Origin of the sequence: Blastomonas sp. CCH1-A6 (assembly GCF_001556365.1) — a bacterium.
In the GTDB taxonomy this organism is placed as follows: domain Bacteria; phylum Pseudomonadota; class Alphaproteobacteria; order Sphingomonadales; family Sphingomonadaceae; genus Blastomonas; species Blastomonas ursincola.
The window spans coordinates 1-515 of record NZ_LSIS01000082.1; the positions used below are offsets into that span (position 1 = coordinate 1).

The 515-nt window shown below is 66.4% G+C and carries 1 protein-coding gene; it reads left to right on the forward strand.

Features of this window, described 5'->3' with window-relative positions; translation table 11 throughout:
• Nucleotide 1 precedes the first annotated feature (1 nt).
• Nucleotides 2–515, forward strand: a 514-nt coding sequence (locus AX735_RS03785; RefSeq protein WP_446471773.1) for an asparagine synthetase B family protein, incomplete at its 3' end; no start/stop codon positions are given.

Below are 515 nucleotides of genomic sequence, written 5' to 3' on the forward strand. Positions count from 1 at the left end.
CATGTGCGGCATTGCAGGCATCTTTCACCTCGAAACCGCCAAGCCGGTCGATCCGGCGCGTATCCGGCTGATGACCGATGCGATGCTGCACCGGGGTCCGGACGGCAATGGCTGCTGGACCGCGCCGGGCGTGGGGTTGGGCCATTTGCGGCTGTCGATCATCGACCTTGCGGGCAGCGCGCAGCCGATGGCGAGCGCCGACGAGGCCGATGTGCTGACCTTCAACGGCGAGATCTACAATTTCCAGGAGGTTCGCGCCGAGCTGAGCGCACTCGGCCACGTCTTCCGCACCACGGGCGATACCGAGGTGATCCTGGCAGCCTGGCGGCAATGGGGCGTGGATTGCCTCGACCGGCTCAACGGCATGTTCGCTTTCGCGATCTTCGACCAGCGCCACCAGCGGCTGTTCATGGCGCGCGACCGGCTGGGCGTGAAGCCGCTGCATTATGCGAGCCTGCCCGATGGCAGCGTGATTTTCGCCTCGGAGCTCAAGGGCCTGCTCGCGCATCCGGCGC